This is a genomic window from Nocardia sp. NPDC003999 (assembly GCF_053604885.1).
The window spans coordinates 93,994-111,327 of sequence record NZ_JBSGIB010000014.1; the positions used below are offsets into that span (position 1 = coordinate 93,994).

At 67.6% G+C, this 17,334-nt stretch carries 18 protein-coding genes; 12 read left to right on the plus strand and 6 right to left on the minus strand.

The genetic code is table 11. The features are described 5' to 3' along the window. The first annotated feature begins 59 nt into the window (after positions 1–59). The 7 genes from ACWESM_RS24960 (at position 60) to ACWESM_RS24990 (ending at position 8,258) form a co-directional block, all read left to right on the plus strand. Entirely contained in the window at positions 60–830 is a 771-nt protein-coding gene (locus tag ACWESM_RS24960) for a deoxyribonuclease IV (protein ID WP_355077239.1), read from the plus strand. A gap of 258 nt (positions 831–1,088) precedes the next feature. Beyond that, positions 1,089–2,018, plus strand: a complete 930-nt coding sequence (locus tag ACWESM_RS24965; protein WP_412806812.1) for a TauD/TfdA dioxygenase family protein — start codon at positions 1,089–1,091, stop codon at positions 2,016–2,018. A 543-nt stretch (positions 2,019–2,561) separates the two neighbouring features. After that, positions 2,562–3,782 carry a CaiB/BaiF CoA transferase family protein gene (locus tag ACWESM_RS24970; protein ID WP_379254864.1) on the plus strand — a complete coding sequence of 407 codons (1,221 nt, stop codon included), beginning with the start codon at positions 2,562–2,564 and terminating at the stop codon, positions 3,780–3,782. Then, positions 3,779–3,946, plus strand: a complete 168-nt coding sequence (locus ACWESM_RS24975; protein ID WP_397280441.1) for a hypothetical protein — start codon at positions 3,779–3,781, stop codon at positions 3,944–3,946. Before ACWESM_RS24970 ends, ACWESM_RS24975 begins: the two co-directional genes overlap by 4 nt. Continuing rightward, the gene (locus tag ACWESM_RS24980) at positions 3,943–4,863 is read left to right on the plus strand and encodes a hydroxymethylglutaryl-CoA lyase (protein ID WP_452493873.1); all 921 of its coding nucleotides are present in this window, start codon (positions 3,943–3,945) and stop codon (positions 4,861–4,863) included. The genes ACWESM_RS24975 and ACWESM_RS24980 overlap by 4 nt, the downstream gene beginning before the upstream one ends. Before the next feature lie 55 nt (positions 4,864–4,918). Further along, on the plus strand, positions 4,919–5,695 hold the full coding sequence (locus tag ACWESM_RS24985; RefSeq protein WP_355077231.1) for an ABC transporter ATP-binding protein: 777 nt from the start codon (positions 4,919–4,921) through the stop codon (positions 5,693–5,695). Between the two features lie 34 nt (positions 5,696–5,729). Beyond that, complete coding sequence (locus tag ACWESM_RS24990; RefSeq protein ID WP_452493876.1) at positions 5,730–8,258, plus strand: ABC transporter permease; 2,529 nt, start codon at positions 5,730–5,732, stop codon at positions 8,256–8,258. 287 nt (positions 8,259–8,545) lie between these two features. Here the strand turns inward: ACWESM_RS24990 and ACWESM_RS24995 are convergent, their stop codons facing one another. The 3 genes from ACWESM_RS24995 to ACWESM_RS25005 all read right to left on the minus strand — a co-directional run bounded on the left by ACWESM_RS24995 (position 8,546) and on the right by ACWESM_RS25005 (position 10,271). Further along, positions 8,546–9,019 carry an NUDIX domain-containing protein gene (locus ACWESM_RS24995; protein WP_364432590.1) on the minus strand — a complete coding sequence of 158 codons (474 nt, stop codon included), beginning with the start codon at positions 9,017–9,019 and terminating at the stop codon, positions 8,546–8,548. A gap of 158 nt (positions 9,020–9,177) precedes the next feature. Continuing rightward, positions 9,178–9,387 carry a DUF397 domain-containing protein gene (locus ACWESM_RS25000; protein ID WP_364432587.1) on the minus strand — a complete coding sequence of 70 codons (210 nt, stop codon included), beginning with the start codon at positions 9,385–9,387 and terminating at the stop codon, positions 9,178–9,180. After that, positions 9,384–10,271 (minus strand): helix-turn-helix domain-containing protein, encoded by an 888-nt coding sequence (locus ACWESM_RS25005; protein ID WP_364432584.1) that lies wholly within the window; start codon positions 10,269–10,271, stop codon positions 9,384–9,386. Before ACWESM_RS25005 ends, ACWESM_RS25000 begins: the two co-directional genes overlap by 4 nt. 49 nt (positions 10,272–10,320) lie before the next feature. Here ACWESM_RS25005 and ACWESM_RS25010 point away from each other — a divergent pair, with 49 nt between their 5' ends. From ACWESM_RS25010 to ACWESM_RS25020, 3 genes are all read left to right on the plus strand, one after another. Next, on the plus strand, positions 10,321–10,797 hold the full coding sequence (locus ACWESM_RS25010) for a hypothetical protein (protein WP_397280433.1): 477 nt from the start codon (positions 10,321–10,323) through the stop codon (positions 10,795–10,797). After that, positions 10,797–11,141, plus strand: a complete 345-nt coding sequence (locus ACWESM_RS25015; RefSeq protein WP_364432578.1) for a hypothetical protein — start codon at positions 10,797–10,799, stop codon at positions 11,139–11,141. Before ACWESM_RS25010 ends, ACWESM_RS25015 begins: the two co-directional genes overlap by 1 nt. A gap of 671 nt (positions 11,142–11,812) precedes the next feature. Next, complete coding sequence (locus tag ACWESM_RS25020; RefSeq protein ID WP_452493878.1) at positions 11,813–12,643, plus strand: phosphatase PAP2 family protein; 831 nt, start codon at positions 11,813–11,815, stop codon at positions 12,641–12,643. Between the two features lie 178 nt (positions 12,644–12,821). Here the strand turns inward: ACWESM_RS25020 and ACWESM_RS25025 are convergent, their stop codons facing one another. Beyond that, positions 12,822–12,974, minus strand: coding sequence for a hypothetical protein (locus ACWESM_RS25025; protein WP_412806819.1), 153 nt, complete (start codon positions 12,972–12,974; stop codon positions 12,822–12,824). A 154-nt stretch (positions 12,975–13,128) separates the two neighbouring features. Here ACWESM_RS25025 and ACWESM_RS25030 point away from each other — a divergent pair, with 154 nt between their 5' ends. Then, complete coding sequence (locus ACWESM_RS25030) at positions 13,129–14,343, plus strand: MFS transporter (protein ID WP_452493880.1); 1,215 nt, start codon at positions 13,129–13,131, stop codon at positions 14,341–14,343. Positions 14,344–14,348: 5 nt separating this feature from the next. Here the strand turns inward: ACWESM_RS25030 and ACWESM_RS25035 are convergent, their stop codons facing one another. Next, positions 14,349–14,786 (minus strand): SRPBCC family protein, encoded by a 438-nt coding sequence (locus ACWESM_RS25035; protein WP_364432569.1) that lies wholly within the window; start codon positions 14,784–14,786, stop codon positions 14,349–14,351. A gap of 121 nt (positions 14,787–14,907) precedes the next feature. Here ACWESM_RS25035 and ACWESM_RS25040 point away from each other — a divergent pair, with 121 nt between their 5' ends. Next, the gene (locus tag ACWESM_RS25040) at positions 14,908–15,684 is read left to right on the plus strand and encodes a helix-turn-helix domain-containing protein (RefSeq protein ID WP_364432566.1); all 777 of its coding nucleotides are present in this window, start codon (positions 14,908–14,910) and stop codon (positions 15,682–15,684) included. A gap of 181 nt (positions 15,685–15,865) precedes the next feature. On the opposite strand, the gene ACWESM_RS25045 is transcribed toward ACWESM_RS25040, so the two are convergent. Then, positions 15,866–17,023, minus strand: a complete 1,158-nt coding sequence (locus ACWESM_RS25045; protein WP_364432563.1) for a VWA domain-containing protein — start codon at positions 17,021–17,023, stop codon at positions 15,866–15,868. Positions 17,024–17,334 lie beyond the last annotated feature (311 nt).

Sequence of the window (17,334 nt, forward strand, 5' to 3'; positions counted from 1 at the left end):
TGCAACACCTCGCGGCGCAACCTCGATTGTCGTCGGTAGCAGCCAGTACTGTGACCCGCATGCGCATTGGAGCACACGTCCGGCTCGACAGCGACCCGATCGGCTTCGGGGAGAAACTCGGCGCCGACGTCATCCAGATGTTCGTGGTCGATCCGCAGAGCTGGGACAAACCCACCCCGCATCCGCGGACCGAGGAGATTCTCGCCAGCCCGATCGAGGTCGTGGTCCACTCCTCCTATCAGATCAACGTCGCCAGCCTGAACAACCGCCTGCGCATGCCCTCGCGCAACGCGGTGGCCCAGCAGGCGAAGGCGGCCGCCGAACTCGGCGCGTTCGGTCTGGTGGTGCACGGCGGGCATGTGCGTTCCGACGCCGAGTTGGAGACCGGAATCGACAACTGGCGCAAACTGTTCGAGCGTCAGCAGGACAAAGGCGGCTTCGCGGTGCCGATCCTGATCGAGAACACCGCGGGCGGCAATCACGCCATGGCCAGGCATTTCGATTCCATCGCCCGGCTGTGGGACGCGGTCGGCGAGTACGGCGCCGGATTCTGCCTGGACACCTGCCACGCCTGGGCGGGCGGCGAGGAGCTGATCGGCGTCGTCGACCGGATCAAGGCGATCACCGGCCGGATCGACCTGGTCCACTTGAACTCCTCGCGCGACGAATTCGACTCCGGCGCCGACCGGCACGCCAACTTCGCCGACGGCACCATCGACCCGCAATTGCTCGCCGAGGTGTGCCGTACGGCGGACGCGCCGGTCGTGCTGGAGACTCCAGCGGACGGCCTGGCGGAGGACTTGGCGTACTTGCGCGAGCACTGTGTCTGATTTGCAGCGCCTGCGGCGCTCGTAAGACTCGCACCCGGCGGGGCTTGGTCAGCTCGGTCGTCCCGACGATGTTTGGGGAGCGCCCGGCAGAACGGAATGGAGCTGGGCGGTGTCCGGTTCGGGCTCGCGCTCGGTGGGCCGAAGTGGTGGTGCTTGCGCGCCGTTTGCGATCAGTGCGACGAAAACCCTGGTCAGGGGGGTCGTTTGGGTGGTCTGCTCTCCGGAGCAGTAACCGATCTCGACAGCGAAGGTGATCTCATGACGGTCGCACCCGCCACCCCATCCACAGCCTCGGTGACCAGGCTCGGCGCTCGTATCGGCGCGCGGATCGACAACGTCCGGCTCGGCGGAGACCTGGATCCGGCCACCATCGACGTGATCCGTCGCGCGCTGCTGGAGCACAAGGTCATCTTCTTCCGCGGTCAGGACCACCTCACCGAGGACGGGCAGTACGAGTTCGCCCAGCTGCTCGGCTCGCCGACCACCCCGCACCCGACGGTCACCTCGCATGGTGTGAAGAGCCTGGCGATCGATTCCGAGCACGGCCGCGCCAACAGCTGGCACACCGACGTCACCTTCGTCGACCGCGTCCCGAAGGCGTCCATCCTGCGCGCGGTGCACCTGCCGTCCTACGGCGGCGCGACTACCTGGGCGTCCACCGTCGCGGCCTACGAGTCGCTGCCGGAGCCGCTCAAGCGGCTCGCCGAATCCCTGCGCGCCGTGCACACCAACGTCTACGACTACGCCCGCGCCGAGGAGACGCCGCGTCCCAACACGGCCGCCTACCGCGCCGAGTTCGAGTCCACCTACTACGAGACCGAGCACCCGGTGGTGCGCGTGCACCCCGAGACCGGGGAGCGGGCGTTGCTGCTCGGCCATTTCGTCAAGCATTTCGTCGGGTTGTCCAGCACGGAGTCGCACGCGCTGTTCCGGCTGTTCCAGGACCGGGTGACCCGCCTGGAGAACACCGCCCGCTGGAACTGGGAGCCGGGCGACGTCGCCATCTGGGACAACCGCGCCACCCAGCACTACGCCATCGACGACTACGACGACCAGCCACGCAAACTGACCCGCATCACCCTGGCCGGCGATGTCCCGGTCGGCGTCGACGGCTCGACGAGCACCATCATCGCGGGCAACGCCGAGCACTACTCGATCGTCGAGGACACCCAGCTGCTCGCGTCCTGAACGCGGACCCCGCATGGTTGCCGGGCCTCCGGCTGTTGAGGGGCCATGCGGTGTCTTCGGGTCGCTGTGAGCCGTCGCCGAGGAGTCCGGCCTGCCATATATGCAGGTCGGGCTACGAAATGCCGTAAGTGACCTGACCGCGAACCGCGGCTTCGGTCGACTGGCCAGGCGGTCTTAGGAGTACACGAGTATTGCCCCGGCGCCCTAGGTACACCTAGGTCGCCTCAACAACTTGGAGACGACTGAACCGAACCGACCCAGCCCCGCCGGGTGCGAGTCTTACGAGCGCCGTTCGCGGCCCGTCTCGCGGCCGAGTGACCGAAGTGCATGCGACGCAGTCGCGAGTCTCGGTCGCTCGGGCGCGAGACTTCTCGGGGCCGTGAACACGCAGCGCCGCAGGCGCTGCAAATCGAACACAGCCGAGTGACCGAAGCGCATGCGACGCAGTCGCGAGTCTCGGTCGCTCGGCCGCGAGACTCCCCGGGGCCGCGAACACGCAGCGCCGCAGGCGCTGCAAATCGAACACAGCCCATACTGGTTGCCATGAGTATTCGGCCGCTGGACGGGGTGCGCGTCCTGGAGCTCGGCAATTACATCGCCGCGCCGACCGCCGGGCGCATCCTCGGCGACTTCGGTGCCGAGGTGATCAAGGTGGAACGCCCGAAAGCGGGCGACGAGCTGCGCAACTGGCGGCTCTACGGCGGCGACACCTCGATGCTCTACCGGACGATCAACCGGAACAAGAAGTCGATCACGCTGGATCTGCGCACCGAGGCGGGGCGCGGGATCGTCCTCGACCTGATCCGGCGCTGTGACGTGCTGCTGGAGAATTTCCGGCCCGGCATGCTGGAGAAGTGGGGTCTCGGGCCGGAGGTGCTGAACGAGGCGAATCCGGATCTGGTGATCACCCGGATCTCCGCTTACGGGCAGACCGGCCCGCTGTCGGAGCGTCCCGGTTTCGCGGCGGTGGCCGAGGCGATCGGCGGACTGCGCGAATTGGTGGGCGATCCGGACCGCCCACCCGTGCGCACCGGCGTCTCGATCGGCGACTCCATCGCGGGTATCTACGCCGCGTTCGGCACCGTGATGGCGCTGTTCCAGCGCGAGCGCCGCGCCGAGTCGGACACGCCGGTCCCGTTGCGGGAGCGCGTGATCGACGTGGCGCTGAACGAGGCGATCCTGTCGGTGATGGAATCGCTGGTGCCGGACTATCTCGCCTACGGCATCCAGCGCGAACGCGTCGGCGGCCGGATGGAGGGCATCGCGCCGAGCAACGCCTACCCGTGCGCGGACGGCACCAGCATCATCATCGGCGGCAACGGCGACGCCATCTTCCAGCGCTACATGGCGGTCATCGATCGGCCGGACCTGGCCGCCGATCCGGACCTGCAGGACAACGCGGGCCGTTGGCGCAATCGCGAGCGGCTGGACGCGGCGATCGGGGAGTGGACGGTTCGGCATACCCGCGACGAGGCGCTGAAGCTGCTGGACGCCGCCGCTATTCCGTGTGGCCCGATCTACACCGCGGCCGACATCGTGGCCGACGAGCAGTACCGGGCGCGCAACATGATCCAGTCGTTCACCGTGGACGTCGGCGCGCCGGAGCCCAAGGCTGTCGGCTTCCCCGGCATCGTCCCGGTGATCGGCGAACAGTCCTTGCCCATCCGCAGCGTCGGACCCGATCTGGGTGAGCACACCCGAGAGGTGCTGTCCGGCCTGCTCGGCATGAGCGAAGCCGAGATCGATGCGTTGGAGGCGCGATGAGCACGCGGCCACACGACCGGAGGCGTCCGAAGGGGCGCGACGCGAGGGAACCGCGCACGCCGGGCACCAGCAGGCCCACCGTGCAGCCGAATCCGACCGGGGCGGGCGAGAAGCCATGGGGCGGCGTGATGTGCGGCCACCACCGGGCGCGGGAGCAGCGATGATCGCGCCTTTGTTGCGCGATGTCACGTTGCGCGACGGACTGCAGCTGACCGGCAAGCTGTTGCCGGTGCAGCGCAAGGTGGACATCGTGCGCCGCCTGCTCGCGCTGGGGGTGCCCGCGCTGGAGATCGGCTCGATGGCGCGCCCGGACCTGGTCGCGCCGATGGCGAACACCATGGAGCTGGTCGCCGCGTTGACGCCGGAGGAACTGCGCCGCTGCTGGGTATGGGTGGCGACGCCGCGCCATGTGGAGAAGGCCGCCGCGGCGGGAGTGCGGAATTTCCAGTACTGCTTCTCGGTCTCCGACGCGCACAATCGGGCGAACATCGGACGCGACACCGAGGCCAGCGTCGCCGCCATGCCGGACGCGGTGCGCCTGGCCCGTGAGGTGGACGGGTCGATCCAGCTCTGCTTGGCGACGGCGTTCACCTGCCCGTTCGACGGCCCGGTCGACCCGGAACGGGTACTGGCCATCGCCCGCGACCCGCGCACCGAGGGCGCGGACGACATCGTCCTGGCCGACACGCTCGGACAGGCCCACCCCGGTGAGGTGTCCGCGCTGGTCGCGGCGGTGCGGGACCGGACGCCTCCCCGGCGCGTCGTCTTCCACGGTCACGACACCTGGGGCATGGGCGTGGCCAACACCCTCGCCGCGGTCGCGGCCGGCGCGGACATGGTCGACGGCGCGCTCGGCGGCCTCGGCGGCTGCCCCTTCGCGCCGGGTGCCAGCGGAAACACCGCCTCCGAGGACATCCTGTTCGCCACCAGGCCGGACTGGTTCACCCCAACCGCCCTGGCCGCCCTGGTCAACCTGTCGGAGGACCTGCTGTCCGAACTCGGCGAACCCAACCGCTCCCGCACCCTCGAAGGCGCCCGATCCAGAGCGTCCGCCTTCGAGTGGGTCGTAGGTGAGGCCTGAAACACAGGGTGTTCCCTGATGGCGTGCGGCGGCGATGCCGGTAAGACTGGACGGCATGACTTCGCAAGCCTTGGGCGCCGACACCGCCGACCTGGCGGCATCGACCGATGTCGCGGCCCACGCTATCGAACTGACCAAGGTCTACGGATCGGGCGACACCCAGGTCAGGGCATTGGACGGGGTGTCGGCCGAGTTCGCGAAGGGCGAGTTCACCGCGATCATGGGTCCCTCCGGGTCGGGCAAGTCGACGCTCATGCACTGTCTGGCCGGACTGGACAGTGCCAGCTCGGGCGCCGTCCGCATCGGTGACACCGACCTGACCTCGCTGTCCGACAAGCAGATGACGCGCTTGCGCCGCGACCGCATCGGTTTCGTCTTCCAGGCGTTCAACCTGGTGCCGACGTTGACGGCGCTGGAGAACATCACATTGCCGCTGGACATCGCGGGGCGAACACCCGATCGCGAATGGCTGGAGACGGTGGTGCGGCGGCTCGGGTTGGTCGGTCGGCTGACCCACCGCCCCAGCGAGTTGTCCGGCGGACAGCAGCAGCGGGTGGCCTGCGCCCGCGCGCTCGTGGGTAAGCCGGACATAATCTTCGGCGACGAACCGACCGGCAACCTGGACTCGCGCTCCTCGGAGGAGGTGTTGTCGATCCTGCGCGCGGCGGTGGACGAGTTCGGGCAGACGGTCGTCATCGTCACCCACGAACCGCACGCGGCCGGGTTCGCCGACCGGGTGGTGTTCCTCGCCGACGGACGCATCGTCGACGAAATGCGCGATCCGACCGCCGACACCGTGCTCGACCGGATGAAAGCGTTGGAGCAGGCGTGACCGGGCGTTCGCGGAAGATTCGGGGGCGGGCGTAATGGCTGGAAGTCCGATGCGCAAGGTCGCGCTGCGCAATCTCGCCGCGCACAAGGTGCGGCTCGCGCTGACCCTCTTGTCAGTGGTGCTCGGCACCGCGTTCATCGCGGGTTCGTTCGTGTTCACCGACACCCTGCAGAGCACTTTCGACGGAATCTTCGCCAACGAGGCGAAGGGCGTCGACGTTCGGGTCAGCCCGAAAGAACGTCAGGCGCAAGGCGTTCCGAACAATGTGGTGGACGAGCTGGGGAAGTACCCCGGCGTCCGCACGGTCGCGCCGAGCGTGAACGGACCGGTGGTGCTGCTCGATCCGACCGGCAAGAAGGCCGTGCAGACCGGCGGGGCGCCGACGTTCGGCAAGTCGTACCTGCCGCCGGAAAAGGCCGTCGCGGAGCCGGAGAAGTTCCTGCAAGGCGTCCCGCCCGCCCGGCCCGGCGAGATCGCGCTCAACACCGGCGGGGCCGACCGGGCCGGACTGAAGATCGGTGACCGCACCAAGATCCTCATCCCCTCCCAGGCCGATCCGATCGACGTGACCCTGACCGGCATCTACGAGGTTCCCTCCGACACGGGTGGGTTCATCGGCGTGCTGTTCGACGACACGCAGGCGCGCAAGCTGTTCACCGACGGCCTGCACGTCGCCTACGTCGACCTGGCGGCCACCGGCATTCCCGGCGACGAGTTGCGCGACAACCTCGCCAAGGCACTGCCCGGCTACAAAGTGCAGAACAGCGATCAGGTGCGTGCCGACCTGAAGAAGGAAATCTCCAACGCGCTCAACTTCATCAACTACTTCCTGCTCGCCTTCGGCGCGATCGCGCTGATCGTCGGCACGTTCATCATCTACAACACGTTCTCGATGATCGTCGCGCAACGCCTGCGGGAGCTCGCGCTGCTGCGCGCGGTCGGCGCGAGCAGGCAGCAGGTCGGCACGTCGGTGGTGGCGGAAGCGTTCGTCATCGGGTTGATCGGCAGTGTGGTCGGCCTCGCGGGCGGCGTCGCGCTGGCGTTCGGATTGTCGGCGGTGCTCAACGCCTTCGATCTCGGCTTGCCGACCGGATCGATGGCGGTGCGGCCGCGCACCGTCGTGGTCGGGCTGCTGGTCGGCCTCGCGGTGACGATGGTCAGCGCCTACGCGCCCGCGCGCCGCGCCTCGCGCATCCCGCCCGTGCAGGCCATGCGCGAGGAATTCGCGTCCATCGGGGAGTCGCTGCGCCTGCGCACGATCTTCGGCGCGGTGCTCGCGGTGCTCGGGGCGGTCCTCGTCGTGCTGGGCGCGCAGCGCACCGGTGGCTCGGCGGCCGCGACGGTCGGCGTCGGCGCGCTCGGGTTGATCTTCGCGGTGCTGCTGGCCGCGCCCGCGTTGTCGCGACCGCTGGTCGGCGGGCTCGGGGTGCTGGTGCGCCCGTTCGGGCCGATCGGTCGCATGGCGCGCAACAACGCGTCGCGCAATCCGCGCCGCACCGCCGCGACGGCCTTCGCGCTCACGCTGGGTCTGATGCTCGTCTCGGCGATCGGCATGCTGGGCGCTTCGGCGAAGGAGAGCGTCGGCGTGCTGGTCGACAAGGGCGTGCGGGCCGACTACGTGCTGGCGGGCCCGCAATTGCTCGGGGTGCCGTTCGGTGCCGCCGACGCCGCCCGGACGAAGGTGCCGAACGTGGCGCAGGTGGTCGGAATGCGGGGGGCCGCGTTCAAGCTCGGCGGCGATCAGGTGTTCGCGTCCTCACCGGACGGTCCGCTGACCGGTGTGCTGAACTACGAGATCGTGCGCGGCAGCGACACTCTCGGCGCCAGGGACATGCTCGTGTCCGAGGACGAAGCGAACGACCGCGGCTGGAAAGTCGGCGAAGAGGTGACCCCGACCAGCGTCGACGGCAAGAAGGTGCCGCTCACCGTCACCGGTGTGTACAAGAAGAACCCGCTGCTCGGCCCGATGGTGGTGTCGCAGACGGTCTACGACGAGGTGGTCCCGCTCAACTTCCGGACCAACTTCCTCGTGCTGATCAAGGCGCAACCGGGCGCGAATACCAGCGCGATGCGCGCCGACCTGGAGAAGGCCACCGAGCAATTCGTCGTGGTGCAGGTGCAGGACCGGGAGGAATTCAAGGGAGCGCAGGGCAAGCAGATCAACACCCTGCTGGCCATTCTCTACGGACTGCTCGCCTTGGCGGTGGTGATCGCGATCCTGGGCATCGTCAATACTTTGGCGCTGTCGGTGGTGGAGCGCCGCAGGGAGATCGGCATGCTCCGCGCGGTCGGCATGCAGCGCGCCCAGGTGCGCCGGACGATCTATCTGGAGTCGATGCTGATAGCGGTGTTCGGCGCGATCGTCGGCATGGTGCTCGGCCTGGGACTCGGCGTCGGATTCCTGCGCACGCTAAGGGATTTGGGTCTCGACCAGATCGCGATCCCGTGGAGCCAGCTGGTCCTGGTCCTGGTCAGCTCGGCGGTCGTCGGAGTACTGGCCGCGCTGTGGCCTGCGGTGCGGGCGGCGCGCACGCCACCACTGGCCGCGATCGCCGATCTCTGACAGGTCCGTGCGGCGCACAATCATTGTGCGCCGCACGGACTGCGGCAAGTTCTCACGTGAGCTTTCGCGGACCCGGGCTCGACGGGTGGACCCGTCGAGCCGAACGGCATCGATGAACGTGTCCCACTGACCTGGAGTGAACCCCCTCGGCCTCGAGGATCTGACGCAGAGTTTCGCGGCTGATATCGGCGATTCCGTTTCGTGATCTTCTGCAACCGCCGCCCCTTCCCGGGTTGCGGCTTGTTTCGCCAGGACGTCGAACGCTCGGCCGTAGAAAGCTATCTCGCTCAACCAAGATACGGACTCGTGCGCTGTTCGGCGTGGTGTTGCAACCGGAGCCGGACAGTCTCGTGCACGGGCAGCGTCTCGAGTTCTTCGAGTCGTAGGAACTCGACGGAGGTCGATTCATCGGATACGGAGATTTCCCCACCGGTCACCCTGCCGAAGTAGACCACTGCGAACTCTTGCCGGACCTCTCCGTCCGCGTGTTCGATCACGTGCTCAGGGTCGGTGTATATACCGAGCAAACCAGTGATCTCTATGTCCAGCCCGGTCTCTTCGCGGGTCTCCCGAACCGCGCAATCCTCAAGGGTCTCGCCTACTTCCATGATTCCGCCGGGTAGAGACCAGTTACCCGAGTCGCCACGGCGTTGCATCAGCACGCGCCCGTGCTCGTCGGTCACCAACGCGGACGCTCCCGGCTTCAGCGAGTTCGGCCGTGGTGCGTTCGGATCTCGGTAGTAGTCACGCCGTGAGCCCATTGGCGAATCCTTGCGTAGTTGAGTACGGGGTGATGGTGCCCCAGATCTGTTCGAACTGGTCGGCGAACGACTCGAATATCCCGTGCTGCGACAACCGGCGCACAATCATTGTGCGCCGCACGTGACTGCGGCGTGTCCTCGCGGGAACTGCTGTGGGCTCAGGCTGCGCCGGTGGAACCGTCGAGTCGAACGGCATTGGTGAACGTATCCCACTGGCCCGGAGCGAACACCAGGGCGGGACCGTTGGGGTTCTTGCTGTCACGAACCCCCACCATGCCCTGCTCCAAGAAGGCGACCTCAACGCAATCTTGGCCCATCGAGCTACGGGTGCTCTTGAACCACTCGGCTCCGGATAGGTCGATGTTCACGCCAAGTACTCCTTCATTCTTTGCCGAAGCAGCCTCCTGCTCGCGACTGCGTCCAGCGCGGTATGTCGAATGATCGTGAGGGCCTCGCGATACCGCCGAAGATCCGACTCTCCCTCAAAGTACATCGCACCAGTGAAGCCCTCAACGTAGACAACTGTCGGTTCCGCGACGCCACCTGCGGCGTCGAGGCCGTAGTCGAGGATCGAAAATGGTCCGACGGGTCCGCCGACCGGAAAGCCCGCACCGAACGGAAGAACTCGAATCGTGACGTTCGGGCACGTGCTCAGCTCCGCAAGGTGACGATGTTGCGCGGACATGATCTTGGGATTGCCGACGACCGCGTGCAGGACGGCTTCGCCGAGAATGACGTCGATTGTCGCCGGGTTCGCCTTGCGTGTGATGATCGCTTGACGCTTGGTCTTCAGTTCGATGCGGCGTCGGCGTTCTTCCTCGGAGTCTTTCGGAAAGTAGATCCGGTCGAGCGTCGCCGCGTAGTCGTTGGTCTGCAACAGCCCGGGAATGATGTCGGGTCGGAAGATCTCGATCTGGCGAGCACTGGCTTCCAGGCCGATGTAGACATTGAACGTCTCCGGAATGAGATCGCCGAAGCTGTGCCACCAGCTCTTCTCGGCTCCCTGCTTGAACAGGCCGACCATCGCGGCGCTCTTCTCGTGATCCAGACCTAAATTCTGGCAGAGCAATTCGATGTCACGTGCGCGCAGCCGGCCGACATCTCCCCGCTCCAGCCTGGACTGGGTACTCACACTCCAATCCATGATGGTGGCTACCTGTCCCTGCGTCAGGTTCTGCTCCTCGCGCGATTCACGCAGGTAGCGACCCATCTGTCGGCGCGGCAGCGACGCGCTTGTGCCTTGCTTCCCCATTCCGACCCCCTGGTAGGCATTATCAGTTCGATCGCCTTTCACTCTCAGTTTGGCGGTGATCCAGGGGATTTGGGCCGAATTGCTGAAATTTTCTGTTAGACAGCGGCAGCCTGCTCAGGCGGTGGTGTGCTTCCAGTACTCCGACCAGCTTCGAGGGGAATCAATGACCTACGCGAACGCAATCGAGCCGCCCATCGCGGGCAGGCCGAAATCATTGGGATTCATTCGGAATGACCTGTCCGGCATCCATGCCCCACGTCATGCCGCCGAGGTGTGGCGGCATGCTCTCGGACTGGGGCACCATTACGTGTACACCGTTCGTCCACCGGTCGATGTGGACAGTCCGATCGAGTACGTGCTCGGCCTCGCCGCAGGGCTCGGTGTCGATGTGATCGTCGTGTTCGAGCTGGGGCATGTGGATGATCGACCGGCCTTGATCTGCGACAGGGGATTCGATCTCGAGACCGTCAGCCCGCAGGGCACATGGACGCGCTCGTCCAGGCTCGTGTCCGGCGAGGGGGCGTGATGGGGGTCGAGACCGTTGTCGAGCCACCGCTGATCTGCGGTGACGTGGACGTGGAAATCGCTCATCGGATCATGCGGCGGCATCGGGCATGCCGCATCGACCGGTGCGCATGGAAACGTCTGGCGTATTACACGCTTGTCGTGCGTGGCCGGATCGTGCCGCAAACGCTCAGTCCGCGTGAGCGTGCCGCCGAGAGGAACATCCCGTTCCCTCCGATGGACGATGTTCGCGCCTCGACCGAGGTCGGTGTGGCGCCGCGAACGTTGCGGCACGTGTTGGACATGCTGAATCAGTCCTTGCTACCGCCAGGACGGGAGGTCGTGCCGCCGCTCGAAGGGGCGTGATGCCTTGAGTGTGTGGGATCTGGTGTGCAGTGCCGCCGCGACTGTCGGCGGCGGATCGTGTGTGGCGCTCGCGTTGGCCTGTCTGTGGCCGACCGGTTCGCCGGGACGCTCCGATGGGCGTCGCCGCCTCCCGGACGCCGCGAAGCGGGTGGCGTTCCGGTGGCCTGCGGAATGGACCTGCACGGCACCGCCGGAGCCCTTCACGGTCGCCGAAGCTCATGTCGCCATGCAGTGGCACCGCGAACACGGGTGTGCCCGCAAACGCGCCGCCTGGGGTGTGCTGGTGGCCGCAGGGCGGGTTGTGCCGGATTCACACCGGCGGAATGAGAGGCCGTGAATCGGGCCGGATCGATGTCGGCGAAAGCTCAGCCCTCTGGGGCCACATTCGCCCACCGGTGGAGGCAAGCGCGGATCGCCCGTGGAACGGCTGGAGCCGGTGGCCACGCCAGGTCGTCAGCCATGCTTCTGGCGTGCTCGGCGGTGCGGTCGATGGGTAGCGAAGATCGCGAGATCGCCTGTCTTGCAAGCAAACTCGAATTGGTGGCAGGCGGCTGTATACCCCGTCACATCTTGCTGAAGTTGTCCGTTCGGTAGTGCTAGTTTAAACGGAGGTTACCACTCCACTTAATTCTCGGTAAACGGCCTGATTCAACGGGGAAGGAGGCCGCGCGATGGTCGCTGTGGACTTCGGGGGTCCGGGCGCCGGGCTCGAGCTCGCGTCGGGCGGAGTCGTCGAACGGGTGCGCGCGGCCGTGCGCGGTCGCGGGGGCGAGGCGGTCGGGCAGCTTCTTCTCATCACGGTGCTCTACCTCGGGTATCGCGCGGGCCGTCTGATCACCGCCGACGACACGGGGCGTGCCCTGGTCAACGCGCACCGCTTGCTCGGACTCGAAGACCGGCTCGGCCTGCTGGACGAGCAGACGGTGCAGTCGTTGTTCCTGAACCGCGAATTCCTCGCGGTTCCGGCCAACTTCTACTACGCCAGCGCGCATTTCACCGTGGCCGTCGGAGTCCTGCTGTGGCTGTGGACGTTCCGGCCGGAGCACTATCGCTGGACCAGGAACCTCATGGCGGCGCTGACGGGAGCCGCGCTCGCGGTGCACATCCTGATCCCGCTCGCGCCGCCGCGCATGCTGCCCGACGAGGGTTTCGTCGATCTGGCCGTGCGATACGGCCAATCCGTCTACGGCGCCGCCGATTCCGGCGGTCTGTCCAATCAGTTCGCGGCCATGCCTTCGCTGCACGTCGGTTGGGCGTTGCTGCTCGGTGTTGCCGTCGTCGCCGCGACTCGCACACCGTGGCGCTGGCTCGCGTTGGCCCATCCGGCGCTGACCACGCTCGTGGTGGTGGGCACCGCCAATCACTACTGGCTGGACACCATTGTCGCTGTCATGTTGCTCGCGGTGGCCGCCGTACTGCATCCCCTCGTGGTGCCCGCGGCGGCCACGGCGTGGGGCGTGATGGGTCCCGTTTCGTCGAAACCCATGCTGACCAGCTCCTGACAGTCCATCACGCACCCGGCGGCGCTCACCGGAAAAGCGCTCCGTCGCGCGTACGATCGCAGAGCCGTCCTGTTCGCCCATCCGGACAAGGAGTTGCCATGGAACCGATGACCATCGCGGATCTGCTGTCTTCGCTTGCCATCCAGGTGTTCGCCCTGTTGGGCGGATTCCCCGGGGGTTACCCCGGCTGATCCGTTGCCGCTGCTTCCGCGCCGCTCTTCATCGCGGCGAGTGTCTCCCGCATGAGCGCGGGCATGGTCCGGCCGACGAGGGCCGATACCAGTGGTCGCAACGGGACCGCGGTGGGCTGGAACGAATAGGTCCAGGTCACCGCGGTCCGTCCGTCTTGATCGCGGAACGCGAAAGCGCCGTCATGGGACGTTCCTCGCCGACTTGCTGTCGCGAATACATGCGCGGCCGGGAACGGGACGGTGTTGTCTATTTCTCGCCGGAACCCTGATGCCGGGATTCCTACCGTCGATGCAATGGAAAGCGAACGGATCCCGGATGTCGGGAATGCTGAGTTGCGGACGCCTGTCGTGTGGTTCATGGCGCTGGCGGCCGCGCTCGGGACGGCGAGTGTCTACCTACTGCAACCGGCCGTCGCGGAGGTTGCCGGTTCCCTGCACGCCTCTACGGCGGCGACCGGCACCGCTTTGGCGTGCGGGCCGGTCGGCTATCTGGTGGGGTTGGTTCTGCTGGTGCCGCTCGTCGACCGGTTCGCGCCACGGGCCGTGGTGGCGGCCCAGTTCGTGGCGCTGGCGGTTGCCTCCGCCGCCGGTGCGGTAGCGGGATCGCCTTGGGGCCTTGGATTCGTCATGGGCCTGGTCGGGGCGGGGTCGGCGGTCGGGGCTCAGCTGAGTTCGGTGGCGGGGCGTTTCGCGCAGCGTCGTCGGCGGGCCACGGTCTTGGGTATCGTGACCGCGGGCATATCTGCCGGAATCCTCGCCGGGCGCATCGTCGGCGGCTGGCTCGCCGATGTGATCGGTTGGCGAGCAATGCTTTTCGTATTCGCTGTGCCGTGTGTCGTGGTCGCGGCGGTGTCCTTGTCCACCCTGCCGACCGCGTGGGGTCGCACGTATGCCGGATATCTGGATACGGTGCGCGGAATTCCCGGGCTCTTCGCCCGCTTCGCCGCACTGCGCCGGGCGGCGGCACGGGGAGCGCTGTGGTTCTTCGCGTTCTGTGCGATCTGGGCAGGTCTCGCGGTGGCGCTGTCGCAGCCTCCGTACTCATATTCACCCGAACGGATCGGCCTGTACGCCTGCGCCGGACTCGCCGGTGTCCTCGCGACCCGGATCGCCGGCGGATGGACCGACCGGGTCGGCCCGCGAAACGTGATCCTGGTGGGGCTCGCGCTCGCCCTTGTCGCGACGGTTGTCCTGGGCGTCGCCCTCTCGAACACTGTGGTGACCCTGGCCTGCCTCGGGCTCTTCGATGCCGGACTGTTCGCGGCCCAGGTGGCCAACCAGAGCACGGTCCTGGCCATCGACCCGTCCGCGCCTGCCCGCTTCAACAGTGCGTATATGTCTGTGTACTTCGTCGGAGGCAGCCTGGGAACCGCATTCGGCGCCGCCGCCGTCGGCTGGCTCGGCTGGCCCGGTCTGATCGCCCTCGCCGCGGTCGCCACGGCCGCGGCGGGCGGGGTCACCCTGGCCGACCGGCCGCGGCGGCACGCGGCCACGCAGCCTGCCCGATGAGCGCCCTACGGTGCGAGTTCGCTGCCACCCGGCTCCTGGGATCCCCTTGCCTCCAGGGTCCGGCGCATGACAGCCGACGCCTGTTCGACGAACTCGGCTATCGGCACAGTGAGAGCCTCGGGCAGGACATCGGTGTGCCACACGACCAGGGTCCCGCCTTCCTTGCCGGGCAGCGCCTGCATCGAGGCGTGGTGATGGGAGGAATGCAGACTGCCTCCGACGATGGAGTACGCGATACGCCGGCTCACCGGGTCGAGGTCGACGAGCCGTTCCACGACGACGGTGCCGTCGGCGAAGGTGACGGTACGGGTGTCCGCGTCGAGCCGTGCGTCGGCGACGAGACCCGGGCCGAGGCGCTCGTGCACCGCGCCGAAATCGCTGACAGCGTCCCATACCTGCTCGGGCGTGGCGTGGATGTCGAATTCTTTGTGAACGGATGCCATGAGGTCCTCCTGGTCGGGCCGCGGTGATTCGGTTGCCGTCTCAGCATTCCCGCCGGCCCAGCCGCGGGTCTTGAAGATCCTTGCGGGCGTTTTCGTCGTACCCTCGGCGTACGGTCCGCAGGTGCTGTCCACGACAACCGTTGCCGCCCGGCCCGAGTTCACCGTGACCACGGTGAACTGCCGCTCCGACCACACCCACTTCTCGGACCCGGAGGTCCGCGACGACCATCGCCTCGTGCTCGTGCGCCGTGGCCGGTTCCAGCGACAGTCCGACGGCGACCGGGCCGACCTGGATCCGACAGTCGGCTACCTGGGCGTACCGGGCGAAGAGGAACGGTTCGCCCATCCCGCCGGCGGCGACGTCTGCACCGTGGTGACCGTCGCGCCCGGCCGTTGGGAAGGGGCCGTCGATCCGCGTGCGGTGTACATCGATGCCCGTATCGATCTCGCGCACCACCGTGTTCTCGCTGCCGTCCGAGGCGGCGACATCGACTACGCGTTGACCGAGGAGCTTGTCCGGCTCGTCGCACTCGCCGCCGGATGGCCGATCCCTCGGTCGCGGCCCACCGACCGGGCGCTGGTTACCGCGGCCCGCGAGGCGATCATCGACGGCGCACCGGAATCGGTGGGCCTGCAATCTCTGGCCGCCTTACTGAAGGTCTCGCCGTACCGGCTGAGCCGGGTGTTCTCGCAGCACATGGGGCTGTCGCTGACCCGCTACCGCAACCGAGTACGGGTCGGCCGGACCATCGACCGGCTCACCGACGGAGAAACCGGCCTCGCCGACCTCGCCGCGCACCTCGGTTTCGCCGACCAGGCACACCTGACCCGCACCGTCCGCGAACACCTCGGCCACACCCCCACGGCGCTGCGCCGTCTACTCACCGAAACCACTTGACCGAGCCGCTGAGACGGGGCGCGGAATCAGCCTGCGCCGCTGCACCTTCCCAGGCCTCGCGCTTCCAGCCCGGGCGACGTGGGTTGGCGACATAACGACCGGCTCGAGCTGCGACGGCGCACCGTCGACCTACGCGGTGGCGATTTGCTGGTCCCGCGTGGCAGACCCGGAGGGACTCGCGTCAGTGCTGGGCGGCGTTGGCGTGGGCCCAGGACTGGACGTCGCCGCGGTCGAGAGCCAGTGCCAAGAGTTCCGGGAATTTGTCGGGGGTGCAGGCGAAGGCCGGGATGCCCAGTGCGGCGAGGGCTGCGGCGTTGTCGTGGTCGAAGGCGGGGGCGCCGTCGTCGGAGAGGGCGAGCAGCACGACGACCTGCACGCCGGAATCCTGTAGCGAGCGGACGCGGCGCAGCATCTCGTCGCGGATGCCGCCCTCGTAGAGGTCGGAGATCAGGACGAACAACGTATCGGCCGGGCGGGTGACCAGGGACTGGCAGTAGGCGAGGGCCCGGTTGATGTCGGTGCCGCCGCCGAGTTGCGTGCCGAACAGCACCTCTACCGGGTCGTCGAGTTTGTCGGTCAGGTCGACGATCTCGGTGTCGAAGACCACCAGCGAGGTGCGCAGCGACCGCATCGAGGCGAGCACCGCGCCGAACACCGACGCGTACACGACGCTGGCGGCCATCGAACCGGACTGGTCTATGGCCAGCACCACGTCCCGCCGGACCGCCTGAGCCTTGCGGCCGTAGCCGACCAGGCGTTCGGGCACCACGGTGCGATGCTCGGGCAGGTAGGTGGCGAGGTTCTTGCGAATGGTGCGGTCCCAGTCGATATCCCGCAATTTCGGCCGGGTGACCCGGGCGGCGCGGTTCAGCGCACCGGACACCGCGGCGACGGTCTGCGCCGCGATGCGCTGCTCGATCTCCCGCACCACCTTCTCCACCACCATGCGCGCGGTGGCCTTGGTGGTCTCGGGCATCACCCGGTTCAAGCTCAGCAGGGTGCCGACCAGGTGCACGTCCGGTTCCACCGCCTCGAGCAGTTCCGGCTCCAGCAGCAATTGGGTGAGATCGAGCCGCTCCACTGCGTCGCGTTGCATGACCTCGACGACGGAGGCGGGGAAGTAGCTGCGGATATCGCCGAGCCAGCGGGCCACGCGCGGCGCCGAGCCCTGCAAACCACCGGTGCGCTTGCCGGGCGAGGTCTCCTCATCGGTGTTGTACAGCGCCGACAGCGCCCGGTCCATCGCCGCGTCGGCGCCGGAGCCCAGCCCGCCCAGTCCCTCCTCCGCGGCCGCGCCGAGCACCAATCGCCAACGCCGAGATTGTGCTTCGCCGGTCACGGCGTGTCCTTCCGAGCGCGAGCGCTGGCGTCGGTGTGGCGTCGCCCCGCTGCCTGATCGATCATGCTGTGTCCCGTTCCGGCATCAGCAGGGCCCTGCGTGGTCATGGTGCGCTGCCGCTTTCGGGCCCGACCGCTTCCGCAGCGTCGCTTTTCGGCATGGGCGGGGCCCTGTGCGGCTACGTTGCGCTTCCGCGTCAGCTCCTGGCGGCTCATGCCGTATCCGACTTCGACATCAGCGAGGCCCTGTGCGGTTACGCTGCCCTGCGGCCTTCGCACCTGACCGCTCACGCAGCGTTCGATTCCGGCATG

Coding starts and splice junctions, on each gene's coding strand:
- ACWESM_RS24960 (WP_355077239.1), top strand. CDS start 60: ATGCGCATTGGAGCACACGTCCGGCTCGACAGCGACCCGATCGGCTTC.
- ACWESM_RS24965 (WP_412806812.1), top strand. CDS start 1,089: ATGACGGTCGCACCCGCCACCCCATCCACAGCCTCGGTGACCAGGCTC.
- ACWESM_RS24970 (WP_379254864.1), top strand. CDS start 2,562: ATGAGTATTCGGCCGCTGGACGGGGTGCGCGTCCTGGAGCTCGGCAAT.
- ACWESM_RS24975 (WP_397280441.1), top strand. CDS start 3,779: ATGAGCACGCGGCCACACGACCGGAGGCGTCCGAAGGGGCGCGACGCG.
- ACWESM_RS24980 (WP_452493873.1), top strand. CDS start 3,943: ATGATCGCGCCTTTGTTGCGCGATGTCACGTTGCGCGACGGACTGCAG.
- ACWESM_RS24985 (WP_355077231.1), top strand. CDS start 4,919: ATGACTTCGCAAGCCTTGGGCGCCGACACCGCCGACCTGGCGGCATCG.
- ACWESM_RS24990 (WP_452493876.1), top strand. CDS start 5,730: ATGGCTGGAAGTCCGATGCGCAAGGTCGCGCTGCGCAATCTCGCCGCG.
- ACWESM_RS24995 (WP_364432590.1), bottom strand. CDS start 9,019: ATGGGCTCACGGCGTGACTACTACCGAGATCCGAACGCACCACGGCCG.
- ACWESM_RS25005 (WP_364432584.1), bottom strand. CDS start 10,271: ATGGGGAAGCAAGGCACAAGCGCGTCGCTGCCGCGCCGACAGATGGGT.
- ACWESM_RS25015 (WP_364432578.1), top strand. CDS start 10,797: ATGGGGGTCGAGACCGTTGTCGAGCCACCGCTGATCTGCGGTGACGTG.
- ACWESM_RS25020 (WP_452493878.1), top strand. CDS start 11,813: ATGGTCGCTGTGGACTTCGGGGGTCCGGGCGCCGGGCTCGAGCTCGCG.
- ACWESM_RS25030 (WP_452493880.1), top strand. CDS start 13,129: ATGGAAAGCGAACGGATCCCGGATGTCGGGAATGCTGAGTTGCGGACG.
- ACWESM_RS25035 (WP_364432569.1), bottom strand. CDS start 14,786: ATGGCATCCGTTCACAAAGAATTCGACATCCACGCCACGCCCGAGCAG.